The sequence below is a fragment of the Pseudomonas sp. Y24-6 genome (assembly GCF_020295325.1).
Taxonomy (GTDB): Bacteria; Pseudomonadota; Gammaproteobacteria; order Pseudomonadales; family Pseudomonadaceae; genus Aquipseudomonas; species Aquipseudomonas gregormendelii.
This window is the reverse complement of record NZ_JACBXG010000005.1, coordinates 397,153-409,951: the sequence shown is the minus strand read 5'-3', so window position 1 is coordinate 409,951 and position 12,799 is coordinate 397,153. Positions and strand designations below refer to the sequence as shown.

The following is a 12,799-nucleotide window of genomic DNA, read 5'->3' as shown; positions in this document are numbered from 1 at the left end:
TTCGCGAAAAGTAGGGGTTTTGCTCAGGAAACAGCAGCACGCCAGCTTCACTCGATCTGTGTGGGCGGCTCTCTGTGGGCGATGTCGAGGGTCAATACAGGCGCATTGACAATGTTGCGGGGCCCGATCAGGAGACGTCCTTATAATCGGGGGGAGATTGTAGCGAAGAAACGCAGGGAAATGGTCGTGTTTTATGACTTTTGTTCGGCGTCCGGTCAGGTGGTCAACATACGCGGCGCCCGCGCACGTGGCTGACGCTGGATCACCCGGGCACTTTGAGGCAGTGGCTGGTGCAACCAGTTGAGGCGGATCTCGTCGATTTCGACCCAGCCGTCCCCCATTGGCTGGAGGCTGCACTGCTTGAACGCCTGGCAGCGACCCTGGCGGTCGAGCAAGGCAAAACAGCGGTGCAGGGGGCGGGGGGCGAACAGCGAAATGAGAAAGCGCATGGCAAGATTCCTCCTGGGGTTGCCTGAAGGTTGGCATTGAGCGGTGACGGGACGGTGTATGAGCGATGACAGGTGTGTGACAGACAATGATTCCTGAATGCACTTCAGGCTTTTCCTTATTTGTGGCGCTGGTTCCCTGTCATGGCGCACAGCTATACTGCGACCTTGTTTGTGCCTGATTCTGGAGAGAAGAGCATGTTGCAACGCTTGTTGTTCGGTTTGATCGCTGTGACCAGTTTGACCCTCGTCGGCTGCGCCCACAGCCCGCAACAACTGAGCCCGGAGCCGAAGCTGACCACGCAGCTCGCGCCCGTTGGCCATGGCCAGCAGGTGGTGGTACGGGTGGTGGATGGCCGTCCTTCGCCAACCCTGGGTACCCGCGGTGGCATGTACCCGGAGACCAGCGCGATCACCGTGCAAGGTGCGCAGATCCTGCCGAAGTTGCAGGCCCAGGCTGAAGCAGCCGTGCGTTTGCTGGGCTTCACCCCGGTTTCCAGCGCCAATAACGCGCCGCAATTGACTGTGACCCTGGCCGAGCTCAAGTATCAGTCGCCCAAGGAAGGCATGTACGTGACCGAGGCTACTATCGGCGCCACGTTCCGTTCCGATGTGCAGAATGCCAATCGTCGCTACAGCGGTCGCTACGGCGCCTCCCTGGACCAGCGTTTCGGCATGGCACCTAATCAGGAAACCAACACCAAGCTGGTCAGCGATGTGTTGAGCGATGCGTTGACGCGCCTGTTCAAGGACCCGACAGTGGGTCAGGTGCTGGGCCAATAAGCGTTCGCGAGATGGAAAAAACATGCCCGGGACCAGAAATGGACCGGGCATTTTTATGTCAGGCCGCCTGGGAATAGAAATCCAGCACGCTGATCCCCGTGAGCAAATCCGTCTCCGGCAAGTCCTCATGCTGATGCCCGCCCAATGCGCAATACACCAGCCAGTGGCGGTCCTGGACATTGAAGGACAGGCTTCCCACAAGGTTCTGCTGTTCTTCGCTTGGGGCGATCAGGTAGAGGCGATCCTGGTTTTCGGCGTGCAGCATGACGTTTTCCGTGTCGGTTTCGAGGGGCGCCAGACTGACCCAGTCAGATGACGTCGCCGTGACACAGAACAGCATTTGCTCAGTTTTTCGTTATTTGTCGGAAAGGTGGGGCAGGTGGGCGGCCTTTCGGTAGAATCCGCGCCGCAGTCGTCAATCTGGCGACTTGCCATATCCGATTCGCCAGAGGTTCGTGATGTCGCTGCATTTGATGACGCTGTTTATCGCCCATCCCGCCAAGTTGATCAACCTGCTGGCCCTGCTGCTCGCCTTCCCGGGCAGCTGGCTGCTGCATGCCACCCGTCGCCGCGAGCATCGCGCACTGGCCAGTATCGAGGCCCAGCGCCAGAGCCGGCCAAGCGTGGAGCCGACCCTGGATTGGGCGACCTTGCGCATGAACCGGTTTTTCTATCGCTTTGGTTTTGCATGCCTGGCGCTGGCGCTGGTCGTGTCGTGGGTCAGCACGCAGTTTTGAACCTCTGAGAGAAGATCGCGGCCTGCGGCAGCTCCTGCCTATAGGGGCAATCCGGCCTTGACCCGATACTGATTACGCACCGGCGTCGCATACTGCTGGATAAGGTACGGACGATGGTCCGCAGGGCATTCGTCGAGGCGCCGCTGCCACTCCTCCCGAGCCTTGGCCAGCTCATCCGCCGCGAATACCTTGGCCGCGTCTGGCACCTGCAGTTGCGGATCCGCGTCCTGCCATTGGGCGTAGGCCAGGTAATGCACCGGAAACAGCCGATACCCCCCGAGGATCTGCTTGTCCATCTCGATCGCCAATTGCTTGGTGTCGTCGAAGACCTGGGTGATGGGCGCTGCAAAGTTCACATGCACTCGGCCCTTGTACCCGGTGATTCCCTTGGCAATGCTGACATCATCCTCGCCCGGCACCTTGGTGTAGGTGCCAGTGGTGGCGCGTATGTACAGTTCGCGGGCCTTGGCCTGGTCGCAGGGGTCATATTCGTAGCTGATCGATACCGGAGTCAGGTTCAGAGACCGAATGACCTCGCCGAACGGCTCGTCCTTGCGGCTCATGTGAAACATCTTGAGGATCGCCGACTCGGTCCGGTCATCACCATCCTTGGCCCGACCTTCAGCCTGGGCGATCCAGATCGAGGCGCAGTCGTTGCGGATCGAGTGATTGATGTACGCCGAGAGCAACTGGTACGCCGCCATCTTTTCCCGGCGACCGGTGATCGAGCGATGCACGATGAAGCTCTTGTTCAGGCGCATCAGGTCGCTGACGAAGGGTTTCTGCAGCAGGTTGTCGCCAATCGCGATACGTGGGGTCGGCAGTCCCGCGTGGTACACGGCATAGTTGACGAAGGCCGGGTCCATCACGATATCGCGGTGGTTGGCGATGAACAGGTAGGCGCTGCCGGACTTGAATTGCTCGACGCCGCTGTAGGTGACGCCGTCGGTAGCACGCTCAATGGTGTGGTCGACATACACTTCGACTTTATCCTGCAGGCTTGCTACTGAATTCACGCCGGCGAACTCGCGCCGCAACCGATGAGCTATAAGAGGTTTGAGCGCCCAGCCAAGGGCTCCGGCAAAGCGCGGGAAGCGGAAGTGGGTGAGGATATCTAGAAACGCCTTGTCGCTGAGCAGCCGTGCCAGCACCGCCGGGACTTCGCTGTCGTCGTAAGGTCGGATGGTATCGAATTCGCCCATCATGCTCTCTTGTTGGAAACGGCTAGGGTAAGTAAAGGTTTTGATCAAACCAACGGGGCACGGTCTGAAAAATAGACAGACAAAAATAGCCCTGCAAATAGACCGGCGATTATACGCACAAGTCACCTGGGAGACCGCGATGCTGGAAACCGAGCGCTACGAATGTCCATATTGTGGTGAGCAAGCCGAGGCTGTACTGGACTTGTCCGGTGGGGATCAGACGTATATCGAGGACTGTCCGGTGTGTTGTCGCCCGATAACCTTTGTACTGCAGACCGATGGTCAGGAATGGTTGCTGGAAGTCCATAGCGAAAACGAGTGAAAGGGGCGTGACATGCAGCGAATCTACGAACCGGAAAACCTGATGGAAGGGGAGTTGCTGCAAGGCATGCTGGCCAGCGAGGGGATCGAGGCCCACCTGGTGGGGCGGGACCTGGTCGGAGGTACGGGAGAATTGCCCATCTACGGGTTGCTCGGGCTGTCGGTTGACAATGACCAGGCGGCCTACGCGCGTGAGCTGATCAGCGCTTACAATGCCGCGCTGCCGCTGCCCGGGGATGAACCGGAGAGTTTCCCCGGCACGCTGGTCTGTTAGGCTGGCGTTCGTTTGATCAAGAGTTGTGCTGCCCCATGTGTGGACGTTATGCCCTGTTTCGCTGGAACCCCGCCTTTGCGGCCCTGCCTGGTTTTCCCGCTGATCAGCAGGCCCAGTGGAACATATCCCCTACCGATTCGGTGCTGATGCTGCGCGCTGGCGCTGATGGCCACCGCGAGTTGGCGCGCGCGCGCTGGGGGCTGACCCCGCCGTGGCTGACCGATCTTTCCCGCACGCCCGCGCATGCCCGAGCTGAAACCGTGGCCGAACAACCCATGTTCCGCGAAGCCCTGCGCCTGCGCCGTTGCCTGTTGCCGGCCAACGGGTTCTACGAATGGCGCGGTACCGCGCGCAAGCGTCCGTACTGGCTGACGCCGGGTGAGGGCGCATCGCTGTTTTTCGCGGCAATCTGGGAGGCATATCCGGTGCAGGAACAGGTGTGGTTGAGTACGGCGGTGATCACGCAGCCGGCCGCGAGCCAGCGTCGGCCATTGATTCTGGATGCCGCCGGGCAGCAAGCGTGGCTCGATCCAGAGACGCCGTTGCATGCCTTGCAGGCCCTGCTGGCGAGCGAGCCTTCGCCCTTGCGCGAGCGGGTGCTGGCCAACCTCATAAACGATCCAAAGCTCAATGGCCCGGAGTGTTTGACGCCGGGTTAGGCGCTGCCATGGGCAATTTTCTGCTCGGGCTAGGACCTTTTCCTCAAATGAGCGTCTGTATGTCTGTTGTATCTGGCGCCGATGACATTCCGCGCCTAGGATACCGGCATGTTTTCAAGGAGCTTTTCGATGAACAAGACATTGGTTTTGTGTGCACTGAGCGCAGGTCTGCTGCTCGCCGGTTGTCAGTCGGTCAACACCACCAGCGGTGGCGCGGTAGGTGTTGAGCGCAAGCAGTACATGTTCAGCATGCTGTCGACCGACGAGGTCAACCAGATGTATGCCCAGTCCTACCAGAAGACCGTCGGCGAAGCGACCACCCAGGGCGTCCTGGACAAAACCAGCAATGATGCCAAGCGCGTCCAGGCGATTGCCAGCCGGCTGATCGCCCAGGCGCCGGTGTTCCGTCCGGATTCGGCGCAGTGGAAGTGGGAAGTCAATCTGATCAAGAGCGACGAACTCAACGCCAACTGCGGGCCGGGCGGCAAGATCATTTTCTACACCGGGCTGATCGACACGTTGAAGCTCACCGACGATGAAATCGCGGCGATCATGGGCCACGAAATCGCCCACGCCCTGCGCGAGCACGGGCGTGAAGCAATGTCCAAAGCCTATGGTATCGAGATGGCCAAGCAGGGCGCCGGTGCGCTGTTCGGCCTGGGCCAGGACAGCCTGGCGCTGGCGGACACCGTGGCCAACTACGGCATGACCTTGCCCAACAGTCGCTCCAACGAAAACGAGGCGGACCTGATCGGCCTGGAACTGGCCGCTCGGGCCGGCTACAACCCGAATGCAGCGATTACCCTGTGGAACAAGATGAGCAAGGTCTCGGAAGGCTCGCCGCCGGAGTTCATGAGTACTCACCCGGCTTCGACCAGCCGGATCGCTTCGCTGGAAGCAGCGATTCCGAAGGTGATGCCGCTGTACGAGAAAGCGCCGAAGTCTTGATAGTCATGGGGTGATGCTGCTGACGCCTTCGCGGGCTAGCGCGCTCCCACAGGTCCCGTGGTGGCCACGAATTTTGTGATCAACACCAACCCTGTGGGAGCAAGGCTTGCCCGCGATGAACGATAACGCGGTCTAGCGACCTACCTTGTCAAACCCACCCGCTGCTCTGCATCGCCTTGTACACCGCAACGATCGCCAGGATGAAGAACGCCGAAGCCGCCAGACGGCGAATCAGGGTCAATGGCAGTTTTTCCGCGGCAAAGTTACCCGCCAGAACCACCGGCACGTTGGCAATCAACATGCCCAGGGTGGTACCAATGATTACCAGCCACAATTCCGGGTACTGCGCTGCGAGTATGACGGTGGCGATCTGGGTCTTGTCGCCAATCTCGGCGAGGAAGAACGCGATCAGCGTGGTCACGAACGGCCCGAACTTGCGTGCGGTGCTGGCTTCGTCGTCATCCATCTTGTCCGGCACCAGCGTCCACAGCGCAGTGGCGGCGAAGCTCGCGGCCAGGATCCAGTGCAGCATCGCATCCGAGAAGAAACTGCCGACCCATGCGCCCACTGCGCCGGCAGCCGCATGGTTGGCCAGGGTGGCAGCGACGATGCCGGCGATGATTGGCCAGGGCTTGCGGAAACGCGCGGCGAGAATGAGGGCGAGCAGTTGCGTCTTGTCACCGATTTCGGCCAAGGCAACGATTGCGGTTGGAACGAGTAGAGAGTCCAGCATCAGGGATTTTCCTAAGGGGCGGGTCGACACGGCTATGACACGTACAGCCTCCCCGCCCCGGGTAAGGTGTTCGTGTCATAGGTCTTGTCAAACCCTGAGGTCCGTCTGTGCGGACCTTGAGGTCGCATACGCCATGGTCTGAGGACCAAGTATGTTGACGTATGCCGGACGAGCGTGGCGCTCGTGGGAGACTACTCCCCTAGGACGGAGCGGATTCTGCCTAGGCAAATCCGAATGAGCAAGTCTCTTTTTGCAGAAAAGATTTCAGCCGCGCTTGGCGCGATAGATCCTGAAGCCCTGTCCTTCGGCCTTGATCGCACATACTCCAAGGTGCTCTTCGATCAGCGGCTGGTACTTCAGGAAGCTGTTGGCAACCAGGCGCAGTTCCCCGCCGTTTTTCAGATGTTTAGCTGCTTTTCGCAGCAAGTTCTCGGTGGCGAAGTAGTCGGTATGCACGCCCACATGGAACGGCGGGTTGCTCAGAATCGCACTCAAACCCATAGGTGCAGCATCGATACCGTCACCGGTTATCACGTCTGCTTCAAGGCCATTGGCTGCCAGCGTCAGCCGACTGCTGGCGGCCGCGAAGGCGTCCACGTCGAGCAGGGTCACCTGATTGTGCGGATAGCGGCGCTTGACCGCCGCCCCCAGCACACCGGCACCGCAACCAAAGTCCAGCAGATGACCGCTTGGCAACTTGTCGAGGTGCTCGAGCAGCAGCGCACTGCCGCGATCCAGGCGGCCGTGGCTGAACACCCCGGGCAGGCTGATGACGGTCAGCGGTCCTTCAGACAGGTCCAGCTCATAAGTCTGGGCCAGGCTTTCCAGGGATTTGGCCTGCGGCGCATCGGCCACGGTGACCAGCCACAGCTGGCAGTGGCGCGCGCTGTCGAGCTTGCGCGGTTTGCCAAAAGGATTGAGTTGCTTGGCGGCGCCTTCGATGCCGCTGCGCTTCTCGCCCACCAGGTACAGCTCGCGACCGGCCAGGCGCGAGGCCAGGGCGTTGAGAATGTAGTCGGTGAGGTCCTTGGATTTGGGCAGAAATACCACTGCTGTAGCGAACTCGTGCTCTGGCGCGGTCACCCCAAAGTGGCTGCGCCCGGCGAAGCGGGCATCGAGGGCTGCTTGATCGCCAGCGTGCCAGCACCAGCCGTGGGCATCGGGCAGGCGTCCCAGCAGATCATCGGCGGGCAACCCGGCGAGCAATACCGACCCCTGGAATAACTCGGCCTGACGAAGCAGTACTTCACTGCGCGGATCCATAATCTGCTCCCTGGAAAAAAGTGCCGCAGTCTATCAACTGACGACACGCAGCGCTTTACCGCTGAAGTATCCCTGCGCATTTTCCGTGAGTTGGCCGACGATCCGCTGGCGCGCTTCACGACTGCCCCAGGCGTTGTGCGGGGTGACGATCAGGCGAGGGATGTCGTCGGCCAGCAGTGGATTGCCTGCGGTCGGTGGCTCTACGCTGAGCACGTCGGTGGCCGCGCCGCCGAGGTGGCCGTTGCGCAAGGCGTCGGCCAGCGCCTGCTCGTCAATCAGGCCGCCTCGGGCCGTGTTCACTACAAAAGCGCCGGCTTTCATCGAGGCCAGTTCCGGGGCTCCAATGAAATGACGGGTGTGTTCGTTCAGTGGGCAGTGCAGGGTCAGGGCGTCGATCTGCGGCAGCAGCTCTGCCAGCGGCAGGCGATCCGGCCTGGCAGGGCGCCCCGGTATCTGGCCCAGTAGCACGCGCATGCCGAATGCTTGCGCCAGCCGGGCGACGGCGCCACCCAGTTCGCCATGCCCCAGCAAGCCAAGCGTCTTGCCTTCAAGCTCGACGATTGGATAGTCCAGCAGGCAGAACTGTTTCGCCTGTTGCCAGCGTCCTTCGCCCACGGCTTTCTGGTAGTCGGCCAGGCGGGTCGCCAGGTTCAGCAGCAACATGATGGTGTGTTGCGCCACCGAGGGTGTGCCGTATCCCTGGCAGTTGCATACGGTGATGCCGTGGGCGCGCGCGGCGGCCAGATCGACATTGTTGGTGCCGGTGGCGGCAATCAGGATCAGCTTCAGCTCGGTGCTAGCGGCGATGGCGGCTGCATCGATCACGGTTTTGTTGCTAATGGCGACAGTCGCGCCCTTGAGTCGCTCGATCACCTGGTCTGGCGTTGTCTGGGCGAACAGTTGCAAGTCGCTGAAGCAATCGCGCAACGGTGCCAGGTCGAGGTCGCCCAGGTCCAGGGAAGGATGGTCGAGGAAAACTGCGCGGTGAGTGTTCGTCATCAACTGTACCTTTTGTGCATTGATCTGAAGGCGTAATCTGCCGAGCCTAACAGATGAAACAATCAGTTACTCATCGCAGGGCTGGCCTATACGCCGCTGGATTTCGCCAGGCCTGCCACTAAGGATTTGCGCATGTATTGGACAGAGTTCTTGACCGTTGCCCTCATTCACCTGCTCGCCGTGGCCAGCCCCGGTCCGGACTTTGCGGTGGTGGTGCGCGAAAGCGTGACCCACGGTCGTCGCGCCGGCACTTGGACTGCACTGGGGGTTGGCTCGGCGATATTCCTGCATGTGGGTTATTCGCTGCTGGGCATTGGGCTGATCGTGTCGCAATCGATCGTGCTGTTCAACGCCTTGAAATGGGCCGCCGCCGCTTACCTGCTGTACATCGGATTCAAGGCGCTGCGTGCGCAACCGGCCAAGCAGGTGACCGACGACCTGCACAAGGAAGCCGGTGAGCGCACTGCCCGTGGCGCCTTCACTTCGGGCTTTGTGACCAATGGTCTGAACCCGAAGGCCACGCTGTTCTTCCTGTCGCTGTTTACGGTGGTGATCAACCCGCACACGCCGTTGTCGGTGCAGGCTGGCTACGGCGTCTATCTGGCGGTGGCCACGGCGATCTGGTTCTGCCTGGTGGCGATGCTGTTCAGCCAGCAGCGAGTGCGCGCCGGATTTGCGCGCATGGGCCACTGGTTCGATCGGACCATGGGCGCGGTGCTGATTGCCATCGGGGTGAAACTGGCGTTTACCGAAATGCATTGAAGGAACTGGCGAGCGCCGCGCCATCTTGTCGCGGCCAATCCGTTACCCGGGTTGTTTCGACTGGCGCTGGCGGACGTAATCCAGAAACCCGTCCATGTCGCTGCTGCACAGCAACCGTGACGCAGTTTTCACCTCTTCCATCGGCCAGTCCCACCAGGCAGATGCCAACAGTTCCTGGCGCACGTCTTCCTCGAAGCGCCAGCGAATGTGCCGGCTGGGGTTGCCGCCAACGATCGCATAGGGTTCCACGTCACGGGTGACCACGGCCCCCGCGGCGACTACTGCGCCATGACCGATGGTGACGCCCGACAGGATCAGCACATTGGCGCAGATCCAGCAGTCGCTGCCGATTACCACATCACCCTTGGTCGGGCTGCAGCCGGGAATATCCCGGGCTTCGTCGATCATCAACGGGAACGGGTAGGTGCTGACCCAGTCGGTGCGATGCCCGCCGCCGAGCAGAATCTGCACGCCTTCGGCTATCGAGGTGTAGGAGCCGACCTTCAGGATCGTATCGTCACCAAACTCTATGACCTCGGGAATGCCATAGGTCCCCACGCCTATTTCATAGCGGGGGTAGCGCAGGCGAATTTTCTCTGGCGCCCGTTGCAGTTTTTCCAGGCGCTTGAGGTGCTTGCGGATTTTTCGTTGTTTGAGTTTTTCGAGAAATTTCATGACCAGGCCTGGAAAAGGGGAGGGGCGCTCAGCGATGCAGCATCAGGCGTTTCAAACGGCGGAAGCTGGTTCGGTTCAGGTGACGCCAGGGAATGGAGCGCAACAGTTTCCAGGCTTCCTTCTTGTCTTCGACTACCGCGTACTTGAGGGCCTTGTTCACCAGTTGCGTGCGAGCGCTCTGGTACGCGGGGTGGTCCAGGTACGGCGCGATGGCTTCAAGGTCCGCCTGTAGCAGCACCTTGTACTTTCTCGACAGATTGTTGGGGTGACGGCGATAGCGGGTCACGCACACCGGCAGCTCATGCACCTCGTAACCCAGGCGGGCGATGCGCAGGGTCATCTGGAAATCCTGGACCCGCAGGCTTGGCGCATAAAAGCCGGCACTGCGCATGGCGCTCATGCGATACAGCGCAACCGGAGCACCGATCACCACGGCGCCGCTGAGCACCTTGTCGAAGTCGTAGGTGCGGATCTCGTCGCGTTGTTGCTGCTTGATGGTATTGCCGTCGCTGTCCATGTAGATGATCAGCGCCCCCACACAGCCAACTTGCGGGTGCTGGTCCAGGTAATCCACCCGGATGCGCACGGACTGCGGCAGCATGATGTCGTCCAGGTCCGGCGTGGAAACGTAGTCGCCCTTGGCATAACGCAAGCCGTGGTTGAGGGCCGCGCTGACGCCCTGGTTGGCCTGGGTATACAGCTGGAAGTCATGGGTTTGCTGCAATTGCCTGAGCATCGCGATGCTGTTGTCGCTTGAGCCATCGTCGACGATGATGACTTCAAAATTCGGGTAATCCTGAGCGAAGATGCTGGCGATCGCCTCTTCCAGGTATTTTTCCGCGTTGTAACAAGGCGCAACAATGGAAACCAGGGGCGCTTGTTTACTGGAGCAATCCAGAGGGTCGGTCACTTCAGTATTCATCGCTGTCATTGTGTCGGTAAAAGTGCATAGGCTCGCACGAAACCCTGCTGGCATCCATTACAAGTTGCCCGGCGCAGGCAATAAGCTTGGCCGCCAGAGGCTGTGGGTGATGGCGCAAAGCTAGCATCTGACCCTTCGATGAAATCATTCCTTTGGCTGATTTGATGCCCGGGCCGGCGCATTAGAGTGCTGCTTTCAGCCACGACCGTGCAGTCAGGAAAAGGGATTCTTATGTTGCAGACTCGCGTTATCCCCCCAGCCGAAGGCGCTTACCAATACCCGCTGCTGATTAAACGCCTGCTGATGTCGGGTGCCCGCTACGAGAAGACCCGCGAGATCGTCTATCGCGATCAATTGCGCTACAGCTACCCGACCCTGATCGAGCGCGTGGCACGGCTCGCCAACGTACTGACCGCCGCCGGCGTCAAGCCGGGGGATACCGTGGCGGTGATGGACTGGGACAGCCATCGCTATCTGGAATGCATGTTCGCCATCCCGATGATCGGCGCGGTGATCCACACCATCAACGTACGTCTTTCACCGGAACAGATCCTCTACACCATGAACCACGCTCAAGACCGCTTCGTGCTGGTCAACAGCGAGTTCGTGGGCTTGTACAACGCGATCGCCGGTCACCTGACCACCGTCGAGAACACCCTGCTGCTGACCGACTTGCCGGAAAAAACTGCTGACCTGCCCAATCTCGTGGGGGAATACGAGCAACTGCTGGCGGCAGCGAGCGCCCAATACGATTTCGAGGATTTCGACGAAAACTCGGTCGCCACCACCTTCTACACCACCGGCACCACCGGCAACCCCAAGGGCGTGTACTTCACCCATCGGCAACTGGTACTGCACACCATGGGGGTGTCGACCATCATGGGCGCCATCGACAGCGTGCGCCTGCTGGGCACCAATGATGTGTACATGCCGATCACCCCCATGTTCCACGTGCATGCCTGGGGCTTGCCGTACGTGGCGACCATGCTCGGGCTCAAGCAGGTTTACCCCGGTCGTTACGACCCGGAATTTCTGGTGGAGTTGTGGCGCAGGGAGAAGGTCACTTTTTCCCACTGCGTACCGACCATCCTGCAGATGGTCCTCAATGCCAAGGCCGCGCAGAACACCGATTTTGGCGGCTGGAAAATTGTCATCGGCGGCAGTGCCCTGAACCGGGCGCTGTATGAGGCCGCCAAGGCCAAGGGCATTCAGTTGACCGCAGCCTATGGCATGTCGGAAACCGGCCCGCTGGTGTCCTGTGCGCACCTCAACGACGAACTGATGGCAGGCACTGAAGACGAACGCACCACTTACCGCATCAAGGCCGGTGTGCCGGGCCCGCTGGTGGAGGCGGCGATCGTCGACGCCGAGGGTAATTTCCTGCCGGCCGATGGCGAGACTCAGGGGGAACTGGTACTGCGCGCGCCATGGCTCACCGAAGGCTATTTCAATGAACCGCAGAAGGGCGCCGAGCTGTGGGCGGGCGGCTGGTTGCATACCGGCGACGTGGCGACCCTGGACACCATGGGCGTGATCGATATTCGCGACCGCATCAAGGACGTGATCAAGACCGGCGGCGAGTGGATTTCTTCCCTGGACCTCGAAGACCTGATCAGCCGACATGTAGCGGTACGCGAAGTAGCAGTGGTGGGCATCGCCGATCCGCAGTGGGGCGAGCGCCCGTTCGCCTTGCTGGTAATCCGCGAAGGCCACGTAATCGGGGCCAAGGAACTCAAGGAACACCTCAAGCCATTCGTGGAACTGGGACACCTGAGCAAGTGGGCGATCCCGAGCCAGATTGCTCTTGTTACCGAAATTCCCAAGACCAGCGTCGGCAAGCTGGACAAGAAAAAAATCCGCCTCGACATTACCGAATGGCAGGCCAACAACAGCACCTTCCTCTCGACGCTTTAAGCGATCCTGGCGTGCCCGAAAAGGCACGCCAGCCCCACCAAGCAAGCGCTTGGCTTGTGAAATCTGAATTTTCAGCCATTCTTCCCGTGCCGACAGTTGTCGGACTGGCGAAAGGACTGTTCCAGAGTGGCTGGCAGCTGCAAATCACACTTTAGAGGGAT

At 60.4% G+C, this 12,799-nt stretch carries 16 protein-coding genes and 1 riboswitch; of the genes, 8 read left to right on the top strand and 8 right to left on the bottom strand.

Annotated features, from left to right (window positions below; all coding sequences use genetic code 11):
• Positions 1 to 215: 215 nt before the first annotated feature.
• Positions 216 to 449, bottom strand: coding sequence for a hypothetical protein (locus HYI44_RS12765; RefSeq protein ID WP_045059246.1), 234 nt, complete (start codon positions 447 to 449; stop codon positions 216 to 218).
• Positions 450 to 644: 195 nt separating this feature from the next.
• Between HYI44_RS12765 and HYI44_RS12760 the strand changes: the two genes are divergently transcribed.
• Positions 645 to 1,229: a YajG family lipoprotein gene (locus HYI44_RS12760; protein ID WP_122838760.1), complete on the top strand. Its 585-nt coding sequence runs from the start codon at positions 645 to 647 to the stop codon at positions 1,227 to 1,229.
• A gap of 58 nt (positions 1,230 to 1,287) precedes the next feature.
• On the opposite strand, the gene HYI44_RS12755 is transcribed toward HYI44_RS12760, so the two are convergent.
• Positions 1,288 to 1,494: a hypothetical protein gene (locus HYI44_RS12755; RefSeq protein ID WP_122838833.1), complete on the bottom strand. Its 207-nt coding sequence runs from the start codon at positions 1,492 to 1,494 to the stop codon at positions 1,288 to 1,290.
• A gap of 193 nt (positions 1,495 to 1,687) precedes the next feature.
• Between HYI44_RS12755 and HYI44_RS12750 the strand changes: the two genes are divergently transcribed.
• The gene (locus tag HYI44_RS12750; protein WP_225569544.1) at positions 1,688 to 1,966 is read left to right on the top strand and encodes a hypothetical protein; all 279 of its coding nucleotides are present in this window, start codon (positions 1,688 to 1,690) and stop codon (positions 1,964 to 1,966) included.
• 38 nt (positions 1,967 to 2,004) lie between these two features.
• On the opposite strand, the gene HYI44_RS12745 is transcribed toward HYI44_RS12750, so the two are convergent.
• Positions 2,005 to 3,168 (bottom strand): 1-acyl-sn-glycerol-3-phosphate acyltransferase, encoded by a 1,164-nt coding sequence (locus HYI44_RS12745; protein WP_205940063.1) that lies wholly within the window; start codon positions 3,166 to 3,168, stop codon positions 2,005 to 2,007.
• Positions 3,169 to 3,307: 139 nt separating this feature from the next.
• Here HYI44_RS12745 and HYI44_RS12740 point away from each other — a divergent pair, with 139 nt between their 5' ends.
• From HYI44_RS12740 to HYI44_RS12725, 4 genes are all read left to right on the top strand, one after another.
• Complete coding sequence (locus tag HYI44_RS12740) at positions 3,308 to 3,490, top strand: CPXCG motif-containing cysteine-rich protein (protein ID WP_122838762.1); 183 nt, start codon at positions 3,308 to 3,310, stop codon at positions 3,488 to 3,490.
• Positions 3,491 to 3,502: 12 nt separating this feature from the next.
• Positions 3,503 to 3,763 carry a putative signal transducing protein gene (locus HYI44_RS12735; RefSeq protein WP_045059251.1) on the top strand — a complete coding sequence of 87 codons (261 nt, stop codon included), beginning with the start codon at positions 3,503 to 3,505 and terminating at the stop codon, positions 3,761 to 3,763.
• Positions 3,764 to 3,798: 35 nt separating this feature from the next.
• Complete coding sequence (locus HYI44_RS12730; protein WP_225569543.1) at positions 3,799 to 4,422, top strand: SOS response-associated peptidase; 624 nt, start codon at positions 3,799 to 3,801, stop codon at positions 4,420 to 4,422.
• A gap of 129 nt (positions 4,423 to 4,551) precedes the next feature.
• Positions 4,552 to 5,370 carry a M48 family metallopeptidase gene (locus HYI44_RS12725; protein WP_045059253.1) on the top strand — a complete coding sequence of 273 codons (819 nt, stop codon included), beginning with the start codon at positions 4,552 to 4,554 and terminating at the stop codon, positions 5,368 to 5,370.
• A gap of 148 nt (positions 5,371 to 5,518) precedes the next feature.
• Here the strand turns inward: HYI44_RS12725 and HYI44_RS12720 are convergent, their stop codons facing one another.
• The 3 genes from HYI44_RS12720 to HYI44_RS12710 all read right to left on the bottom strand — a co-directional run bounded on the left by HYI44_RS12720 (position 5,519) and on the right by HYI44_RS12710 (position 8,365).
• Positions 5,519 to 6,103 carry a TMEM165/GDT1 family protein gene (locus HYI44_RS12720; RefSeq protein ID WP_045059254.1) on the bottom strand — a complete coding sequence of 195 codons (585 nt, stop codon included), beginning with the start codon at positions 6,101 to 6,103 and terminating at the stop codon, positions 5,519 to 5,521.
• A 90-nt stretch (positions 6,104 to 6,193) separates the two neighbouring features.
• Positions 6,194 to 6,315, bottom strand: a riboswitch (yybP-ykoY riboswitch).
• Positions 6,316 to 6,367: 52 nt separating this feature from the next.
• The gene (locus HYI44_RS12715) at positions 6,368 to 7,366 is read right to left on the bottom strand and encodes a class I SAM-dependent methyltransferase (protein WP_122838764.1); all 999 of its coding nucleotides are present in this window, start codon (positions 7,364 to 7,366) and stop codon (positions 6,368 to 6,370) included.
• Positions 7,367 to 7,399: 33 nt separating this feature from the next.
• Complete coding sequence (locus HYI44_RS12710; protein WP_225569542.1) at positions 7,400 to 8,365, bottom strand: 2-hydroxyacid dehydrogenase; 966 nt, start codon at positions 8,363 to 8,365, stop codon at positions 7,400 to 7,402.
• 132 nt (positions 8,366 to 8,497) lie between these two features.
• Between HYI44_RS12710 and HYI44_RS12705 the strand changes: the two genes are divergently transcribed.
• Positions 8,498 to 9,127 (top strand): LysE family translocator, encoded by a 630-nt coding sequence (locus HYI44_RS12705; protein ID WP_225569541.1) that lies wholly within the window; start codon positions 8,498 to 8,500, stop codon positions 9,125 to 9,127.
• A gap of 42 nt (positions 9,128 to 9,169) precedes the next feature.
• Here HYI44_RS12705 and HYI44_RS12700 read toward each other — a convergent pair whose 3' ends face one another.
• Complete coding sequence (locus tag HYI44_RS12700) at positions 9,170 to 9,802, bottom strand: CatB-related O-acetyltransferase (RefSeq protein WP_225569540.1); 633 nt, start codon at positions 9,800 to 9,802, stop codon at positions 9,170 to 9,172.
• 28 nt (positions 9,803 to 9,830) lie between these two features.
• On the bottom strand, positions 9,831 to 10,724 hold the full coding sequence (locus tag HYI44_RS12695; RefSeq protein WP_122838768.1) for a glycosyltransferase family 2 protein: 894 nt from the start codon (positions 10,722 to 10,724) through the stop codon (positions 9,831 to 9,833).
• Between the two features lie 231 nt (positions 10,725 to 10,955).
• Between HYI44_RS12695 and HYI44_RS12690 the strand changes: the two genes are divergently transcribed.
• Positions 10,956 to 12,638: a fatty acid--CoA ligase gene (locus tag HYI44_RS12690; protein ID WP_122838769.1), complete on the top strand. Its 1,683-nt coding sequence runs from the start codon at positions 10,956 to 10,958 to the stop codon at positions 12,636 to 12,638.
• The last annotated feature ends 161 nt before the right edge of the window (positions 12,639 to 12,799 follow it).

What these genes read in the sequence shown, in the direction of transcription:
- HYI44_RS12765 (WP_045059246.1), bottom strand. Translation starts at nt 449, where the DNA reads ATGCGCTTTCTCATTTCGCTGTTCGCCCCCCGCCCCCTGCACCGCTGT.
- HYI44_RS12760 (WP_122838760.1), top strand. Translation starts at nt 645, where the DNA reads ATGTTGCAACGCTTGTTGTTCGGTTTGATCGCTGTGACCAGTTTGACC.
- HYI44_RS12755 (WP_122838833.1), bottom strand. Translation starts at nt 1,494, where the DNA reads ATGCTGCACGCCGAAAACCAGGATCGCCTCTACCTGATCGCCCCAAGC.
- HYI44_RS12750 (WP_225569544.1), top strand. Translation starts at nt 1,688, where the DNA reads ATGTCGCTGCATTTGATGACGCTGTTTATCGCCCATCCCGCCAAGTTG.
- HYI44_RS12745 (WP_205940063.1), bottom strand. Translation starts at nt 3,168, where the DNA reads ATGGGCGAATTCGATACCATCCGACCTTACGACGACAGCGAAGTCCCG.
- HYI44_RS12740 (WP_122838762.1), top strand. Translation starts at nt 3,308, where the DNA reads ATGCTGGAAACCGAGCGCTACGAATGTCCATATTGTGGTGAGCAAGCC.
- HYI44_RS12735 (WP_045059251.1), top strand. Translation starts at nt 3,503, where the DNA reads ATGCAGCGAATCTACGAACCGGAAAACCTGATGGAAGGGGAGTTGCTG.
- HYI44_RS12730 (WP_225569543.1), top strand. Translation starts at nt 3,799, where the DNA reads ATGTGTGGACGTTATGCCCTGTTTCGCTGGAACCCCGCCTTTGCGGCC.
- HYI44_RS12725 (WP_045059253.1), top strand. Translation starts at nt 4,552, where the DNA reads ATGAACAAGACATTGGTTTTGTGTGCACTGAGCGCAGGTCTGCTGCTC.
- HYI44_RS12720 (WP_045059254.1), bottom strand. Translation starts at nt 6,103, where the DNA reads ATGCTGGACTCTCTACTCGTTCCAACCGCAATCGTTGCCTTGGCCGAA.
- HYI44_RS12715 (WP_122838764.1), bottom strand. Translation starts at nt 7,366, where the DNA reads ATGGATCCGCGCAGTGAAGTACTGCTTCGTCAGGCCGAGTTATTCCAG.
- HYI44_RS12710 (WP_225569542.1), bottom strand. Translation starts at nt 8,365, where the DNA reads ATGACGAACACTCACCGCGCAGTTTTCCTCGACCATCCTTCCCTGGAC.
- HYI44_RS12705 (WP_225569541.1), top strand. Translation starts at nt 8,498, where the DNA reads ATGTATTGGACAGAGTTCTTGACCGTTGCCCTCATTCACCTGCTCGCC.
- HYI44_RS12700 (WP_225569540.1), bottom strand. Translation starts at nt 9,802, where the DNA reads ATGAAATTTCTCGAAAAACTCAAACAACGAAAAATCCGCAAGCACCTC.
- HYI44_RS12695 (WP_122838768.1), bottom strand. Translation starts at nt 10,724, where the DNA reads ATGAATACTGAAGTGACCGACCCTCTGGATTGCTCCAGTAAACAAGCG.
- HYI44_RS12690 (WP_122838769.1), top strand. Translation starts at nt 10,956, where the DNA reads ATGTTGCAGACTCGCGTTATCCCCCCAGCCGAAGGCGCTTACCAATAC.